The 15,389-nt window shown below is 45.5% G+C and carries 14 protein-coding genes and 1 pseudogene; 9 read left to right on the forward strand and 6 right to left on the reverse strand.

The window, feature by feature from the left end; translation table 11 throughout:
* Positions 1-41 precede the first annotated feature (41 nt).
* Positions 42-1,634, forward strand: coding sequence for an N-acyl-D-amino-acid deacylase family protein (locus I6L54_RS07240; protein ID WP_005122999.1), 1,593 nt, complete (start codon positions 42-44; stop codon positions 1,632-1,634).
* A 78-nt stretch (positions 1,635-1,712) separates the two neighbouring features.
* Complete coding sequence (locus I6L54_RS07245; protein ID WP_005123000.1) at positions 1,713-2,999, forward strand: MFS transporter; 1,287 nt, start codon at positions 1,713-1,715, stop codon at positions 2,997-2,999.
* Between the two features lie 635 nt (positions 3,000-3,634).
* Here I6L54_RS07245 and I6L54_RS07250 read toward each other — a convergent pair.
* Positions 3,635-4,093 (reverse strand): GNAT family N-acetyltransferase, encoded by a 459-nt coding sequence (locus I6L54_RS07250; RefSeq protein WP_005123001.1) that lies wholly within the window; start codon positions 4,091-4,093, stop codon positions 3,635-3,637.
* Positions 4,094-4,219: 126 nt separating this feature from the next.
* Between I6L54_RS07250 and pdxR the strand changes: the two genes are divergently transcribed.
* Positions 4,220-5,689 carry a MocR-like pyridoxine biosynthesis transcription factor PdxR gene (pdxR, locus tag I6L54_RS07255; protein ID WP_005123002.1) on the forward strand — a complete coding sequence of 490 codons (1,470 nt, stop codon included), beginning with the start codon at positions 4,220-4,222 and terminating at the stop codon, positions 5,687-5,689.
* Positions 5,690-5,926: 237 nt separating this feature from the next.
* A complete protein-coding gene (locus I6L54_RS07260) occupies positions 5,927-6,652 on the forward strand; it encodes a GNAT family N-acetyltransferase (protein WP_005123004.1) in 726 nt (241 codons plus the stop codon).
* Positions 6,653-6,725: 73 nt separating this feature from the next.
* Here I6L54_RS07260 and I6L54_RS07265 read toward each other — a convergent pair whose 3' ends face one another.
* Together I6L54_RS07265 and I6L54_RS07270 are read right to left on the reverse strand one after the other, a co-directional pair.
* Positions 6,726-8,765, reverse strand: a complete 2,040-nt coding sequence (locus I6L54_RS07265; RefSeq protein WP_040233338.1) for a DUF262 domain-containing protein — start codon at positions 8,763-8,765, stop codon at positions 6,726-6,728.
* The gene (locus I6L54_RS07270; RefSeq protein ID WP_040233339.1) at positions 8,758-10,179 is read right to left on the reverse strand and encodes a DUF262 domain-containing protein; all 1,422 of its coding nucleotides are present in this window, start codon (positions 10,177-10,179) and stop codon (positions 8,758-8,760) included. The genes I6L54_RS07265 and I6L54_RS07270 overlap by 8 nt, the downstream gene beginning before the upstream one ends.
* Before the next feature lie 415 nt (positions 10,180-10,594).
* Between I6L54_RS07270 and I6L54_RS07275 the strand changes: the two are divergent.
* A pseudogene (locus I6L54_RS07275) lies at positions 10,595-10,747 on the forward strand (phage polarity suppression protein); the annotation flags it as partial.
* 286 nt (positions 10,748-11,033) lie between these two features.
* Here the strand turns inward: I6L54_RS07275 and I6L54_RS07280 are convergent.
* From I6L54_RS07280 to I6L54_RS07290, 3 genes are read right to left on the reverse strand one after another with little or no spacing between them, the layout of a single operon-like run.
* Positions 11,034-12,308 carry a hypothetical protein gene (locus tag I6L54_RS07280; RefSeq protein ID WP_040233343.1) on the reverse strand — a complete coding sequence of 425 codons (1,275 nt, stop codon included), beginning with the start codon at positions 12,306-12,308 and terminating at the stop codon, positions 11,034-11,036.
* Between the two features lies 1 nt (position 12,309).
* Entirely contained in the window at positions 12,310-13,329 is a 1,020-nt protein-coding gene (locus I6L54_RS07285) for a site-specific integrase (RefSeq protein ID WP_040233345.1), read from the reverse strand.
* Between the two features lies 1 nt (position 13,330).
* Complete coding sequence (locus I6L54_RS07290; RefSeq protein WP_040233347.1) at positions 13,331-13,963, reverse strand: phage repressor protein CI; 633 nt, start codon at positions 13,961-13,963, stop codon at positions 13,331-13,333.
* A gap of 119 nt (positions 13,964-14,082) precedes the next feature.
* Here I6L54_RS07290 and I6L54_RS07295 point away from each other — a divergent pair, with 119 nt between their 5' ends.
* From I6L54_RS07295 to I6L54_RS07310, 4 genes are read left to right on the forward strand one after another with little or no spacing between them, the layout of a single operon-like run.
* Positions 14,083-14,325 carry a Rha family transcriptional regulator gene (locus I6L54_RS07295; protein WP_000102106.1) on the forward strand — a complete coding sequence of 81 codons (243 nt, stop codon included), beginning with the start codon at positions 14,083-14,085 and terminating at the stop codon, positions 14,323-14,325.
* Positions 14,326-14,357: 32 nt separating this feature from the next.
* On the forward strand, positions 14,358-14,867 hold the full coding sequence (locus I6L54_RS07300; protein WP_040233348.1) for a phage regulatory CII family protein: 510 nt from the start codon (positions 14,358-14,360) through the stop codon (positions 14,865-14,867).
* A gap of 7 nt (positions 14,868-14,874) precedes the next feature.
* A complete protein-coding gene (locus I6L54_RS07305) occupies positions 14,875-15,063 on the forward strand; it encodes a phage filamentation protein Fil family protein (protein ID WP_072041498.1) in 189 nt (62 codons plus the stop codon).
* Entirely contained in the window at positions 15,039-15,380 is a 342-nt protein-coding gene (locus tag I6L54_RS07310) for a DUF5347 family protein (protein ID WP_040233349.1), read from the forward strand. The genes I6L54_RS07305 and I6L54_RS07310 overlap by 25 nt, the downstream gene beginning before the upstream one ends.
* The last annotated feature ends 9 nt before the right edge of the window (positions 15,381-15,389 follow it).

Raw genomic sequence — 15,389 nt, forward strand, 5'->3', positions numbered from 1 at the left:
ACAGGTGGCGCTGCTTCGCGGCACCGCAATGGAGAATAACGATGAAAACCATTTTTAAAAACGGAAATGTGATTGATGGAACGGGTAATCCAGGCCGAATTGCTGATGTAATGGTTGATGAAGGGCATATTGTCGAAATTGGTCAAATTGATGTTGGCGTCAATGAACAGGTTATTGATGCAACAGGAAAAATTATTTGTCCGGGCTTTATTGATACTCACACACACTCTGACCTGTCAGCCATTATTAATCCTGCGTTGTCAGCGAAAATCCGCCAGGGAATTACTACCGAATTGCTGGGGCAGGATGGCGTAGCGCTGGCACCATTGCCGGAGGAGTATATTCCGGCATGGCGTAAAAATATTGCCGGACTGGACGGCGATACCGACAAAATTGACTGGAAATATAAAAACACGGACGGTTATCTCAATCTGTTGGCATCCCGACATCCGGCGACAAACCTGGCGTATCTGGTGCCACACGGTAACGTACGCATGGAAGCGATGGGCCTGGATGGACGCCCTTCCACACGTGAAGATGTGGCGAAGATGTGTGAAGTCCTTGAGCGTGAGCTAAAAGCCGGCGCGTTTGGTCTTTCTACCGGGCTTATCTATATGCCGTGTGCTTTTGGTGATACCGCTGAAATGATTGAGTTGTGCAAGGTCACGGCGAAATATGACGGGATCTTTGTGGTACACCAGCGCAGTGAGGCTGACGATATCATCAGTTCAACGCAGGAACTGATCGATATCGCTAAAGCCACCGGCGTCTGGTTGCATATTTCACATATGAAAGTCTGTGGGAAGAAAAACTGGGGGCTGATTGACCAGATGTTGGGCATGCTGGAGCAGGCCCAGGAAGAGGGGATCCGTATCTCTTTCGACCAGTATCCGTACGTGGCGGGAAGCACCATGCTCGGCGTGATCCTGCCACCGTGGGTTCACTCTGGCGGGACGGACAAATTACTTGAGCGTCTGGCCTCGCCTGATTTGCGCGCCAAAATGATAGAGGATATCCAGCAGGGTATTCCTGGCTGGGATAACTTCATTGATTTTGCAGGCCTGGATCAGATTTTTGTCACCAGCGTCAAGACAGAGAAAAATCAGGATGCTGTTGGTCTGAACCTTGTTCAACTGGGGGAATTGCGCGGTAAAGATCCGTACAACGCCACCTTCGATCTGTTGTTTGAAGAAGAAAATGCCGTTGGCATGGTCGATTTCTACGGCACTGAAGAGCACGTCATTAAATTTCTCTGCCGGCCGGAACAAAACGTGTGCACTGACGGACTGATGGGCGCGGGTAAACCACATCCACGTGTGTTTGGCGCCTTCCCGCGCGTGCTGGGTAAATACGTGCGTGAAGAAGGATGCCTGAGCTGGGAAGCGGCAATCCGCAAGATGACAGGCAAACCCGCTGAGGTGTTGGGCCTGCAGGATCGCGGGTTACTGAAGGTAGGGTATGCGGCGGATATTGTGATGTTCGATCCCAATACTATTGCGGATAAGGGGACATTTGTTGAACCTAATCAGTATCCGGAAGGGATTGAAATCGTGATGGTTAATGGACGCATAGCCTTAATTAATGGCACGGAAAGTTATGCCTGTAGCGGTACTGTTATCAGAAAACAATATTAATAAATAACGCTAAACACGCATGGATCTATCGCGACCATTTATGGCCGCGGTAGATCACTACACCCCAAGGACATCACAATGAACCTACAAACATCTTTACCTTCAGGTAAACCTAAGACCTGGAAAGCAAGATATACCGTCCTGACATTAATCTGGTTGGCATGGCTGCTCTCGTTCCTCGACAGAATGGTCATGAGCGTTTCGTTGCCTTATATCGGCAAAGATTTAAATCTTGATACAACCCAACAAGGTTTAATTATTAGCGCCTTTTTCATTGGTTACGCTGCGTTCCAAATCCCCGGTGGTTTACTGGCGGATAAGTTTGGCTCACGTAAAATTATGGCCATTGGTATTGCCTGGTGGTCTGTCTTCACCAGCTTAACCGGTGCGGTATTAACGCTGCCGTTGATGCTGGCTGTTCGCTTCTTCTTCGGTATTGGCGAAGGGTGCTTCCCGTCAGCTTCCTGGAAAATGATTTCCACCTATTTCCCTTCGAAAGAACGCGGTCGAGCTACAGCAATTCAGTCAACGGTAAATACCTTAGGCCCCGCACTGGCGGTGGTGGTTGCTGCAAGTATTATCGGGGCGTTTGGCTGGCACATGGTCTTTATTGTGCTGGGGATCCCGGGCCTGTTTATTGCTGCGGGTATCTACTTATTCACACGTGACAACCCGAAAGATCACCCTGCGATTACGCAACAGGATCTGGCTGATTTAGCAGCTGACGATCAGGGGGGTCTGCAAAATACGAGCGCTATCGCGTTTAAAGATGTGCTCAAGATGCCGGTGCTCTGGCAGATGGCCAGTATCTGGTTCTTGTTTGATATCACCTTCTGGGGGTTTTCAACCTGGTTGCCAAGCTACCTGATCACGGTGCGTGAATTCTCACTGGCGAAGACGGGGGTGATGGCGGCAATTCCGTTCCTGTTTGGCGCGGGTGGGACATTAATCGGTGGATATTGCTCAGATAAATTCAAACCGATGCGCAAGACGTTGTATGTCGCGACGTCGGTTATTGCGGCGGGCTTCCTGTATCTGACCTTCAGCGTGAGCAGTGCGGATATGGCGGTGGTTTATCAGTGTATCTCTGCGCTGTTTATGTTTTTTGCCATGGCGACATTTTGGGGCATTTTAATGGATACCATCCCCAGCAATATCATGGGGCGGGCTTCCGGTATCGTTAACTTTGGCGGTCAGATGGCGGGGGTAGTTTCTGCACCGATTATTGGCTGGCTGATCCAAAGCAGCGGCGGAAGTTACAACAGTGCATTTATCTTTATGATCGCCGCACTGTTATGTTCCGCCGTGGTGACGTTGACCGTAAAAGGTTCGCATGCCGTAGGTGCAATACCCAGTAAAGCCTGATTAGTGTCAAATGTCTGTGGCTCTGCTGTTCCAGAGCCACAGGATTTATAGTTATGCTGTTAAATTAAACCGTTAATCGTTCTCTCTAAGGAAAACAATAGCGGATTTTTTAAACTGCAAAAATAAGATGTCTTACTATTTATTTCATCCAGTTCAGGATAGGTGCGTATAACATTGTTATTAGGGACACAATTTGTATAGACGTCAAGGTAATTTAAAACATCGGCATTTAATGGTCTGGCTCTTTTATATACTTCTCTGGTGAATAAACTACATTTAGAACAATTGCATTGGCACTCCATCAATTAAATGCAACCCGGCGGCTTGTTTAGAGAACGCTCCATCAATATAGAGATGTAGAAACAAGTGTAGGGTAATTTTATGTGGGAATAAAAACCATGAGTAATAAGATATGTACAACGTGTTGAAAAGTAATGCTTGTTTATTGATGGCAAGTTTAGAATATATATGAATATGTCACTTTTCAGCGTAGCGGGTATTTGGCCTCGGAAATCTGACGATTTCGGATTCTGCGGCTTTGCGAAACAGAGCCGCAGACGAAGTGTTGAAAAATGAAGGTACAGTACGGGGGGATGTTTACTTAGAACTACCCGATTTAATGGGTATTATTTATTTTACATACGATACTCGATCATCCCACTCTTGCTGGCAACCCAGTCATAAAGGCGCTGACCGCGGAGGTTTGTTTCATGTGTGTGCCAGTATAATCTTGCAGCATGGCGCTTGCGGGCGTGTTTTTGAACATACTCGATAAGCTGCTTGCCGATGTGTTTGCCCCGGGTTTCTTCACTAACGAATAAGTCCTCCAGATAGCAATAATCAGACTCCGCCCAGGTTGAGCGATGAAAGAGATAATGCACCAGACCGACAATTTTACCGTCAGATTTTGCGACAGCACAGAAAACAGGCTCCACAGGATTGAGAAAACGGCCCCAGGTTAATTGTGTGACCTTGTCTGAAATTTCAGTACGATAAAAAATCTGGTAATTTATCCAAAGCGGTAGCCAGTCCGCGTAGTCTTGCTGGGTGACGGGTTCGATGGTAATCGGCGTAGTTGTGTTTTGGTTACTCATAGGTCTCCTGATAATTTTAGTCAGAGTGGTTTGCTATGACGGTTATCCTAAATATTGCTTAAGCCATCGCAAAGAGACACTTTGCATATATTTCCAGGATCCACTTTTAACGTAAGAGTGAGTGCAATGAAAAAAAATAGTGCACCTTTATTTCAGGAGCTTTTCTTAGAGCAAGGCGTTATTAAGGAACAGGTGTACCATGCGCTACGCAACGCAATCGTAGAAGGCCGTCTGCCGCCAGGGACAAAGATACCCTCAACCCGGGGGCTGTCCGAAATGATGTCAATTTCACGGAACTCGGTAATTGCGGGTTATGACCGACTGTTAGACGAAGGGTATATTCAAACGCGCAAAGGCGCTGGAACCTTTGTCACGCCAAGTCTTCCTGACCGCAGCATCAGCGGGCTCTATCCTGAATCGCAGCAAGGAGATGAACTGCCCGCCGATGGGCAGCTAAATGCGGATATCGTATCCGTTCGTGGTCTATGGTCTGGTGATGTTGAAGGGCGTGAAATGAACCGTCTGTTCGCCGTCGGTGTGGGCTGTACTGATCTCTTTCCTCATTCATTATGGGGCAAGTTACTGGGACGAGTCTGGAGACAATCCCGGCATCAACTCGGCTCTCATACCAGCCCCTGCGGTTTTTATCCCTTACGAAAAGCAATTTTTCACTACGTGAAAACAACGCGAGGGGTTAACTGTAGTGAAGATCAGATAATTATCGTAAACGGTATTCAGCAGGCGTTAAATATTACTGCCCGGGCGTTACTTACAAAAGGAAATGACGTTTGGCTGGACGACCCTGGTTATAAAGGTGCGCGCGGGGTATTTATGTCAACAGGGGCAATTGTGAGACCTGTGCCGGTGGATAGCAAAGGAATGAATGTTCAATACGGCATTGATCATTTCCCTCATGCGAAACTGGCCTATGTTGTTCCTTCCGATCAGTACCCGCTTAGCGGAACACTCAGTTTATCCCGACGACTTGAGTTACTGGAATGGGCTCGGGTTAACCGGGCATGGATATTTGAAGATGATTACAATAGTGAGTTTCGTTATGCCGCACGCTCTTTGCAAGCCTTGCAGGGATTAGATCAGCATCAGCGGGTAATATATTCAGGGACATTTTCAAAAATGATGTATCCAGAATTTCGTTTAGGTTTTTTAGTTGTTCCGCCAGGATTAAAAGAACAGTTTATCGTGACAAAATATTTTTCCGATATTGGCTCCAGTTATCTTGAGCAGGCGGTACTGGCGAGTTTTATTGAAGAAGGACATTACGCCAGCCATGTGCGACGGGTTCGTAAGGCATGCTACGAGCGGCGAACGGCGTTGGTCAATGCTATTCAATGCTATCTTGCCGATAAAATGACCGTTCAGCCTTCTGATTCTGGGGTGCATATTGTCTGCTGGTTGCATGACGGGTTGACTGGCGATGAGGTCGAACAGAAAGCCAGAATGCTGGGGCTGGGGATTCAATCATTGAGTCATTATTATCATGGGGATACCTCCCGACAGGGGATTTTGATCGGTTTTGCGAATCATCCACCAGAGGTTATTGTTGAGGGTATTCGTCGTCTTGCCCATGCCATGTAGCGTCGCTTTGATGCTGATAGCGATGGCGCATAATAATGTCATTAATAGCAGTGTTTCTTATTTCCACCACAGTTGCATGACCGGTATTTTTTAATTGCGCATAAGCAATACGGTGCTGGTATTCGGTATAGCATTGCCATGTGGATCTGTTAAAAACATCCATTGTGGTTCTTTTTACCCCGTCAGATGTCTCTTATTCTGCAGTCATTTGACACTCTATTATGAGAGGTAAATAGCATGTCATCCACGTTTAATGAATTCCAGCAACCCGTTGGTTTAGCGTTACCGGACTGGCAAGGTGCGCGATTTCCCGCGGCTCAGCACATCACCGGTCATTATTGCAAACTTGAGCGTATTAACGTCGAACGCCACGCAAAGGCACTTTATGAAGCCTATTGCGATACGCCTGACTCTCGCGACTGGACCTATCTCGCGTCAGGGCCATTCGCGACCTTTGATTCTTTCTTAAACTATTTAACGAAGATTGCGGCGCAGACCGACCCCATGCATTTTGCCGTAATCGATTTGGCCAGTATGCAGGCTGTCGGCACGCTGGCACTTATGCGCATTGATGCATCGAATGGCGTAATAGAAGTGGGTTGGGTGACCTATTCATCACGCATGAAACGTTCGCGGGTTTCAACGGAGGTCATGTCGCTGCTGTTAGATTATGTTTTTGAGGGGCTGGGGTATCGTCGCGTTGAATGGAAATGCGATGCGCTTAATGCGCCTTCTCGTGCGGCAGCAACACGCTTTGGTTTTACCTTTGAAGGCATATTCCGTCAGGCCGTTGTTGTACACCAGCGTAATCGGGACACCGCGTGGTATTCGATCATTGATAGTGAATACCCAGCGCTACGCGAAGCGTTCACCCTTTGGCTTGATGAGGGTAATTTTGATAGCGAAGGACAACAGATTAAGCGCCTGGCAACGCTGATAAACAATGAAAGAATGACGGCATAGGTGCCCGCACCGCCATAACACGCCGACAACGTTATATCCGCTCGCGACACCTTGCCGGGAGCGGCTTTCTGCATTAATACATCTCTTCCACTTCCTCGGCCAGCAGCGCTACCATCTCCTTACCATGACTGATAATCTCTTTCTCGCTCCACTGCTTATTGCGCTTCATCAGCTCGAGCATCGCCAGAAGTTTCAGACTGTCGATCTCTTTACGAGCCAGGCTGGCTTCAAAATGTTCTCTCTTTTGCTGGGGTTGGAAATTACTTAGCCGCGAGTTTTTACTGTGGCTAATCAGGCAGAGATTCCCAAAATCATGTAACTGCTCTTCATCCATTTTGGGGTGGCCATCTATAGGGTGCTGAGGATAAAAATGTTCCACCGAGCTTCGGAAGGTAAACTCAAAACGGCGGGCAATATCGTTACTCGTGTTTTGTTTTTTCCAAAGTAAATAGTCAAGATAGTTAAAAACAAAGTTGTTTTCGATAGTCCCGAATCGTAATTTAGCGTTGATAGCCTGCGACCAACGTTTGTCGCAGATGATCTCTGGAAGAAAATCATCATCACCAAAGATCATATTGTAATATGATACAGTTTCATCCTGGGCTAAAAATCGCATAAAGACAAAGCGGCGAGCCATGTTCTCAAGATATGCCAGGTAGTCTCCAGCATCAATTTCATCTTCCGGACTGTGCTCATCAAACAAATATGTCAGCGCACCATTGAGCCAGTGTTTATAAACCAGTGTTGGCGTTGAGACATGGAAAGCTGATAGCAACATCAGGACCTGGCGGTTTATATCATCAAACTCTCCCTCGTTATTATCAAAGGTATTAACATAACCTACACTTTGGGGCGAGTATTGATACAAGCGTTTCAGGCTCCATCCGTCAGTGCCCTGAGTGAATTCTCGCTTAATAATATAGCGATCAAAAAGATATTTGCATTTCAGTAAACTATAAATGAAAGATTTTACCGCGGCGATTGGCTTTTCCTGCTTCAGCAGGCGTGACTCAAATTGCTCAACGAGTTGCTTGTCATCAAGTGGCACTCCCTCAGTTGTCCCCGGGTCTCTGCAGACAAGACGGAGTACATGAAGAAGGAAATTTGAAAAATTTATCACGCTGTTAAAACGCTCTGAGCCTGCGCTGTCTTCCTCTTGCTGGAGAGTACTGTCCAGACGAGTGTCACACAATATTTCTTCCAGAGTTTGCCCCTGGCGTTGATGTTGCGCTTCTGTGGCGTCGGTATCTGGAAATGAGCCAGCTTGATCCAGCAATTCAACCAAATTTGAGAAACTGGTCGGATTAAATTGATGTATATGCTTTTTGCCAAACAGTTGTTGACGTTCTTTTGGCGTAAAACCGTATTGGATGTAACGTTCCATATTCGAACACGCATCCCATACCCTGGCCAGAGTATCAAGACTTTTGTGCCGCTCTTTGGTATTCCTAATCCCATTCAGGACATTCATCAGACGCGCTTTGACGATTTCGTGTTTTTCGAGCTGTTCGCCGCGATTGTTCATCGCCTCAAAAAAATGATTAAGATCGGTATCTGCTGGCACTTCGATACGAGAAATCTGCACGTGATTGAACAGATACGTGCAAAACACCTTCAACGCGCGGCCTTTAAGCTGAAGCTCAGCCAATGCTTTGCCGATCATTTCGTAACCTCTGATCAAACCTTCGTTATAATCGTCACCGCGCATATGTTGCACATCTACGCCTTGCCATAACTTTTCGAAGGTGAGGGTAGAGACAGGACGACTTTCGAAAGTGAGATTGAGTTTTTGATACCACTGCATATCAACAGATTTATCTGCGTGGCATTTGAGCCAGTTAGCAAGTAGGGAGAGCGTTGTAAAGCGTTGTTGCCCGTCAATAACTTCATAGCAGTCATCACCCCGGGAAAACACCACTAATGTACCGATGTAATAAGTCTGCGGGTGCCTGGCGGAAGTGGATTTTTTCTGATAATCCAGCACATCCTGTAAAAGCTGAGTGATTTCGCCCTGGCCCCAGGCGTAATTACGCTGGTACATTGGAATCAAATATTTTGCGCGGTCGCTAAGTAAATCGTTTATAAAAAAAGGCCGTACGTGGGAATTACTCATAATATCTCATCTTCCTGAATAGCATGATTAGCTCATCTTCAGTTCCATTGCGATTATTTTTATTATCCTGGATGCCGAGTGTGCGCAGGGGGAAAGCATGTAGATCTTTGGGGTGACGTGCATCGCGGATAGTACGTAGTAGGTTGTTATGTAGCACATAGTTATCGACGGTAGCTAATTGAACCACCTGCTGACCAATACGGCAGGTATATGCCCAGATAAAGCATTTTTCTATCGCCAGAGACAGTTCCTGAGTCCCGAATTTATCAATATAAAAAATCAGAGCGCAATCGAACATCGCCCGGACATAGCGATCGCCAGTGCGGGTGCGCCTGACATAGCTGTTCAGGGTGTATAGAATATTGCTTGCGCAGGGTTCCAGCACTTCATTCAATAGAGTAATTGGCTTATTCTCATCAGCATCTTTTTCTCTGTTGATAATAACGGCGACCTGCTTTTGATAATGTTCGGCCATTTCAAAGAAACGGCGGCCATTGATGATCATCTGATCCAGACTGAAGGGGAAGCTTAGGCTCTGACCGTCAATTTTGCGTTGGTATTGACTGTTGTAATCATCGACATAGTGGTGGGCGATCCGCAATGAACCCACATACGGGAAATGCGCGATCTGAGAAATATTGATCCCTTTAAACAGGTCAACTTCACCTTTGCCAAAGAAGCGGGCTGATTTACCCTCTGCCCACTGACGAACCCGGAACAGGTAATTGGCAAAGAGCGTTGCCAGCCTTTCGCTAGGCAACCTCTCCCAGTGAGCGACGGCTTTAGCTTTTAGCCCAGCTTCATCAGAGGAAAACTCACGTAAGTGGAAGGCTTTAAGTAGATCGTGGGGAGCCAGATCTTTACCGCGTGCATTTTGTGAATCGAAGAACTGAAATGCTTCTGAAACTTCATTCAACACGAAAGTGACAACTTCGCAGCGGTTCAGCATAAAGTCGATAAGTTCTTCGCTGAACTCGGTGCGTTCAACAAGCCTGAGTAACTCCAGGTAATTACGTCGAAGATTGGCTTGTGAATCCAGACTGGTAAAACGCTGACGTGCCATAAAAGCATCGACATCAGGTTTGAGTTTGGTAAGTTGCTCGACCAGGTCTTTGCGTTTGAGGTTGTGCAGGCGAGTTTCTGTCAATGCTTTGACTGCCAGCATTAAGGTCAGGGTTCGTTGTTGACCATCAACAATATCCAGCCACGTTTTTTCTTCTTCCGAGTGCTTATGGAAAACAACGGAGCCTAGTCGATAGGCCGTTTTATCACGATGTGATCCCAGATCGGAAAAAAGGTCAGCTATATTTTTGCTATTCCAGCGATAAGGGCGCTGGTAACTCGGAATCGCTAATTGCTTAACAGAAAGTAATTGACGAATGGGTATGACCTGTTTATCAAGCTGCTCCATCATGCCTCCTGCATGAATTTAAAATGGAGAACAGTTTTTTATTGTCCCTGAAACGTTCTATTAATGCAATCAATGATGGTCTAACTTATTGTTATTGGCTGACTAAAGCTAAATTTTTATGGCTCGTGGTTTCTTATTTATTATTAAATTTACTAAGGATTTTACCATTATTTTTTAGATGTTTTGATTTTTTTTTCTATTGTGCCATGCGGTTTTTATTTTTTGTGGATATATATATTAAAATCGGATGTATTAATTCTATTTTATTCACCCAATTGAATGACAGTAAGCAGATGATATGTTGTCCAGATGCAATTTGGTGTTGTTCTAATCCAATTTTCGTGGGGCTAGGGTTAAACCGAACAGATACAAAATGCCCTCAGCTTACGCCAAGGGCTTGTCACCGGTGTTTGGTGGGCTGGCCGACCTTGAATGGAAATATCGCGAGCAGCTCCTTGCCGGTGATGAACCGAGCCTGCGCAGAATGCAAGGGTTGCGCAACAATATCGACGTGACAAAATGGGAGATTAATCAGACAGTCGGTCGCTATATCCGCTCACATGAGGCGGTGCCCAATTTTCTCTGGATTTAGCCGGATGTTCTCGGTCTGTAACGGGCACAAAAAAGCCCGCAGGGCTTGCGCCATGCGGGCTCTTAGGACTTCATCGGATGACTCTGGTAATCACCGATGGAGAATTTTGGTGGAGCTGGCGGGAGTTGAACCCGCGTCCGAAATTCCTACATACCATTTTTGTTACAGCGAAAACAATGATTTATGTTTAAAAACAATGAATTAGTATTATGTGGTTTTTGACCGTTTTATCTATTTTTAATGCTCTGCCGCCAAAATGTCGCCATTAGGATATCCGCTTGTAGTTCATTTTTTGATCTATCAGAAGCTCTACCTTTTTGAATGTTGATCTTTCATAGAGTTCAACTAAAGATTCATCTAAGCTTTCAATTTTAGTGTTGGAACTCAATCGATGTTCATCGTCTATGGTATTAGCACTATCTCCCTTGTATTTGTCTGGAATGATGTCCAGAGTACTGAATACGGTCCATGATACTGGATTTGTCATTAAAAATGTTCTTTTGAGTACAGGGCAATGGCCTGAAAAATCAACAGGTAACGCTTCCATTTTAGGAGGGATTATCACGTTTATACCGATGCTTTTATTTTTTTGATTAAGTATTTTTGTAGAGCGATATGATATGCCCGAAATATTTTTGTTTTTGTCACTGCTTATCCACTGCATTAAAAGATTAGGAATGATGTATTCTTTGTGAAAGTTAGCGGTGGTGTGATATTTACTATAGTTACACGCGAGAACTAAAGGCCATGCTAACAGCTTGGAAATAATATTATTGATTCCCCAAGAGCCATAATTTCCATTTGATTCCTGATTATCGGCTTCAATATCGGTGATTTCTTCTAGTTCACTCTCTTCATTATAATTGATATCATAATGGAAGAATCGATCTAATGGTTTTGTTCTTACTGCTGATGTTAAGTTATAACCAAGATCTAATATTCTTAAATCATCTGTTTCTTCATCAGTCTTAAACGATGAAATATAAAGTTTGTCAAAGTCAGGTTTTCCCATTTCTTGCCAGCAAACAAATATCGATGAACCAAGATAAAGACACGGCAATCCAGAAACAGAAAAGCGCATCGCACCGACTCTATGTCTATCCTCAAAAGGTATATGAAATAGTTCTTTGCGCTCTTTCAATATGGTGTCACTGCTTCTGACTCGAAATAATAGATTGTCTTCATTACCTATTTTAGATAAAGGTCTTGTCATATTATATATGTGAGTATTCATTGCTGTGCGTGTGATGGCTTGGTCAAAAGTTGAGTATGCTTCTCTAATATTTCCTCTCAAATACTGCGTTAAAGTATCTGTTATTTTTTCTGAAAATGTTGTGATTGTTATTTTTCTTCTCTTGATTTGTTTTATTAAGTTGTTGTTAGGGTAGTTAAAAGCTATTTCATCAATGGCTCTTAAATAACATTCAATACGCTCGTTAAAATCATCTATCAAATTTCCTTTATGTTCATAAGGTGGTTGTAATAAAGGGTGTTTGTTTAAGGTGTCGTATATATCAATAAGTTCATCTATTAGCTTCATTTTAATATCCTAAAGTCGAAAGTGGATTTTTCGTAACAGCATCTTCCAAGTGGTCAGGAGAGAAATGCGAGTAAACCATTGTCATTTTTATATCGGCATGACCAAGGATTTCTTTAAGAACGAGTATATTTCCGCCGTTCATCATGAAATGACTGGCAAATGTGTGACGCAGCACATGAGTACATTGGCCTTCAGGTAAATCTATGCCAGCCCGCTTCACTGCTCGCTCAAAAGCTTTTCTGCATGGCGTGAATAACTTCCCTCGGTTTTTGGGTAGTTCGTTGTACAGATCCTGAGATATTGGCACGGTTCGATTTTTCTTGCCTTTGGTCTTTGTGTAGGTGATCCGGTATTTCGATAATTGGTGGCCCTGTAGGTTTTCGGCTTCGCTCCAACGCGCGCCGGTGGCTAGGCATATTTTTGCAATCATCAACAGGCTGGAGCTTTGAGAATCTGCGCAAGCATCAAGCAGGCGTTTAATTTCTTCCGGGGTCAGGAACGCCAGTTCGCCCTCTGCGATTTTAAATGTTGGCAGCCCGGCAAGCGGGTTGGGGGCTGACCAGTGGCCCAGCTTTTTCAGTGTGCCAAAAACCGATGATAGGTTGCGCTGTTCAAGGTTTACAGTGCGGGGTTTAACGGGCGACATAAGCGCGCCATCTTCATTTCGCACTTCACCTTTTAGCCGTGCTTCGCGGTATTTCGTAAAGTCACCGGCGGTCAGTTCTGAGGCGATGGGATCGCCGAGGCCATTACAGATAATTCTAAGTTTCGCCATCAGGCGTTTGGGATCTGCAAGCGTCTGCCCGTAGAGTGAGTGCCATTGCTCTATCACTTCTGACAGATGCCGCCGATCCTCCTTTTCCCCTAGCCATGGTTTTTTGTTTACTTCATCCATGGTGAAGTTTTCGAATGCTACGGCTTCGCCTTTCGTCGCAAATTGTTTGCGCACACGCTTGCCGTCGCGCCCGTTCGGGTAGCATTCACACAACCATTTTCCGTTTGGCTGCTTTCTGATGGTCATATCAAAGGCTCTTAATTATTTTTAATGCGCGGCCTACTACCTCAATATCATCAAGGCTGCACTCAAAGGATGATTCGTCTTGATGGACCACCAATCTGTTTCCTGGTAGCCGTGTTAACTTCACGATGCTTTTTATTCCGTCGATATCTACCAACCACATACCGTTAACTGGAGGCGTTTGGCTGCGGTCCACTAAATAAGAATCTCCAGAAGTATTCACCAGCAATAGGTTGCCTGAGTCCGAGGGGAGTAGACTGCTATCAATGATTGCTTTTCCAGCATCGACCAATAAGCCACCGTTGAGAGTTGCCTTGTCAATTTCGGGGGAAACAAGCTCAGAAAGGGGTTTAACTTTGCTAGAGTTCACGAAATTGATATCTTTTTTGTGTTCGATATTTGAACCTGTCTCGCCCTGTCCAGTAGTGAGCCACAGTAAAGAAACCCCAGTCTCCAAAGCACACTGAATCACCCATTCTGCCGGAAAACTATCTCTTAAGTATCTGTTTGCCATAGTGCTTTTTGATGCGCCCAGGTGATCACACAGTTGCTGTCTGGACTTGAAATCATAGGCGGCCATTAGCCTATGGATAGCCTCTCTTCCCCCGGTATTCTCGCCAGCTTTCACTTGTATCATTTTTTAATCCTATTGACGTATCAAATATTGGATCGTAGTATCTCGATGTATCAATTATTGAATCAAATAAAACAAGATAAAACGACGTAAACCAAACCTTAACCGAGAGATATTGCACTATGAGCACTGATATTTCAATTCGTGTACCAAAAGAGATGGCTACACCTGCAGAGTTCGCTGAATGGGAAGGTATCTCCCGTGGCTCTGTTTACCAGAAAATTCACCATGGTCAGCTTGCCAAGTACATGGTTAAGAAAGAAAAAAACAAAGGTCGCGTAAGCCTTCGTTATCTGATGTACAAAACCGACCAGGTTCGTGAATCCCTCGGTCATTCCAACTTCCGCGTCATTGTTGGTCAGTAAGTTCAATTATGAGAACTTTTTGAGAGGGGCACATGTTTGATTATAAGATTTCCAAACATCCACACTTTGACGAAGCCTGCCGGGCTTTCGCGCTGCGTCATAACATGGCGAAGCTGGCAGAGCGTGCAGGAATGAACGTCCAGACTCTGCGCAACAAACTGAACCCGGACCAACCACATCAACTCACTCCGCCGGAGATCTGGCTGCTGACTGATATCACAGAGGACTCAACGCTGGTTGATGGGTTTCTGGCTCAAATCCATTGCCTGCCCTGTGTGCCACTGAATGAAGTGGCAAAAGAGAACCTGCCGCATTACGTCATGAGTGCAACTGCGGAGATTGGGCGAGTAGCTGCAGGCGCAGTTTCCGGTGATGTAAAAACCAGTGCGGGCCGCCGCGATGTTATCAACAGCATCAACTCTGTCACGCGCCTGATGGCACTCACCGCAGTTTCATTACATGCGCGTTTGCAGGCGAATCCGGCGATGGCAAGCGCGGTAGATACCGTGACGGGCCTGGGCGCTTCGTTCGGTCTGATCTGAGGTGGTTATGCTGACTAAAGAACCATCTTTTGCATCACTGCTCGTTAAGCAAAGTCCTGCAATGCACTGCGGTCATGGATGGATTATGGGGAAGGATGGCAAGCGCTGGCATCCATGCCGCTCTCAGGATGCGCTGCTGGAAGAACTGTCGACTAAAAAGCAGGGGAAACCATGGCTATTGAAGGCGATGCTGTGACTGTTCCGCTAAGCGCTGGCCTCCGCCTTAATGGGTTAAACCACATCGCGGAATTAAGGGCGAAAGTGTTTGGCTTAAATATTGATTCAGAACTGGAGCGCTTTATTAGCGATATGCGGGACCAACGGGATATTAACCATGAGCAGAATAAACGCGCACTAGCCGCAATATTCTTTATGGCAAAGATTCCGGCGGAACGTCATAGCGTCAATGTTAGTGGGCTGACGACTGACGAAAAGCGGGAGCTGATTAAAGCAATGAACCATTTCCGTACAGTGGTGAGTTTATTTCCAAATCGGCTAGCCATGCCGAATTAACCAACAACC

Origin of the sequence: Citrobacter pasteurii (genome assembly GCF_019047765.1) — a bacterium.
Classification (GTDB): domain Bacteria; phylum Pseudomonadota; class Gammaproteobacteria; order Enterobacterales; family Enterobacteriaceae; genus Citrobacter; species Citrobacter pasteurii.

Coding starts and splice junctions, on each gene's coding strand:
- I6L54_RS07245 (WP_005123000.1), top strand. CDS start 1,713: ATGAACCTACAAACATCTTTACCTTCAGGTAAACCTAAGACCTGGAAA.
- I6L54_RS07280 (WP_040233343.1), bottom strand. CDS start 12,308: ATGAAGCTAATAGATGAACTTATTGATATATACGACACCTTAAACAAA.
- I6L54_RS07260 (WP_005123004.1), top strand. CDS start 5,927: ATGTCATCCACGTTTAATGAATTCCAGCAACCCGTTGGTTTAGCGTTA.
- I6L54_RS07285 (WP_040233345.1), bottom strand. CDS start 13,329: ATGACCATCAGAAAGCAGCCAAACGGAAAATGGTTGTGTGAATGCTAC.
- I6L54_RS07270 (WP_040233339.1), bottom strand. CDS start 10,179: ATGATGGAGCAGCTTGATAAACAGGTCATACCCATTCGTCAATTACTT.
- I6L54_RS07290 (WP_040233347.1), bottom strand. CDS start 13,963: ATGATACAAGTGAAAGCTGGCGAGAATACCGGGGGAAGAGAGGCTATC.
- pdxR (WP_005123002.1), top strand. CDS start 4,220: ATGAAAAAAAATAGTGCACCTTTATTTCAGGAGCTTTTCTTAGAGCAA.
- I6L54_RS07265 (WP_040233338.1), bottom strand. CDS start 8,765: ATGAGTAATTCCCACGTACGGCCTTTTTTTATAAACGATTTACTTAGC.
- I6L54_RS07305 (WP_072041498.1), top strand. CDS start 14,875: ATGCTGACTAAAGAACCATCTTTTGCATCACTGCTCGTTAAGCAAAGT.
- I6L54_RS07300 (WP_040233348.1), top strand. CDS start 14,358: ATGTTTGATTATAAGATTTCCAAACATCCACACTTTGACGAAGCCTGC.
- I6L54_RS07250 (WP_005123001.1), bottom strand. CDS start 4,093: ATGAGTAACCAAAACACAACTACGCCGATTACCATCGAACCCGTCACC.
- I6L54_RS07310 (WP_040233349.1), top strand. CDS start 15,039: ATGGCTATTGAAGGCGATGCTGTGACTGTTCCGCTAAGCGCTGGCCTC.
- I6L54_RS07240 (WP_005122999.1), top strand. CDS start 42: ATGAAAACCATTTTTAAAAACGGAAATGTGATTGATGGAACGGGTAAT.
- I6L54_RS07295 (WP_000102106.1), top strand. CDS start 14,083: ATGAGCACTGATATTTCAATTCGTGTACCAAAAGAGATGGCTACACCT.